The sequence below is a fragment of the Flavobacterium sp. genome (genome assembly GCF_052437795.1).
Taxonomy (GTDB): domain Bacteria; phylum Bacteroidota; class Bacteroidia; order Flavobacteriales; family Flavobacteriaceae; genus Flavobacterium.
Window position 1 is genome coordinate 1 of record NZ_JBQVPA010000033.1, and the last position, 524, is coordinate 524.

Here is a 524-nt window from a genome sequence, read left to right on the forward strand (position 1 = left end):
CCCCACCTCTGTCCTGACAGTGTTGGGTACTGGGGCCCCACAGGTCGCCTCCTTCTTCATCACCTACGTCATCTTTAACGTGGGTCCTCAGGCAGGGGTATGCCGCCCATTCCTTGCCAAGGCCCTTGTGCTTGAACTCGCTGATGAGTAGGCCAGGGGTGGAATGCCAAGCCTTGCACCCACCTGATTCCACCAGCCCACCTGGCGCCCCGCTGCCATTCGCCACCACCTGCCTCTCGCTAACACCACCCTCGTCAGCCTCATGTCATCATCATCATCGTCATCATCATCGTCATCATCAGCAGCGGCAGCGGCAGCAGCAGCACGGAGGATTCGCCTGTCGGCGTTGCTGCCCCTCACAGCCACATGCACTCATTGTGTCTACCTCCCTTAATGCGGGCACGCCATCACCAGCCCACCCACCTGCCCGCCCATCCACCTGCCTGCCCATTGACCTGCCTGCTGCCATCACCCCCCTCATGCGCCTCATGTGCTGCAGGCTTTGGTGGTGAAGCCGGTGATGC

Annotated in this window: 1 protein-coding gene; it reads right to left on the reverse strand. The window is 61.5% G+C overall.

Annotated features, from left to right (window positions below):
* Positions 1-87: 87 nt before the first annotated feature.
* Positions 88-366, reverse strand: coding sequence for a hypothetical protein (locus ACT6R0_RS18685; protein WP_444667472.1), 279 nt, complete (start codon positions 364-366; stop codon positions 88-90).
* Between the last annotated feature and the right edge of the window lie 158 nt (positions 367-524).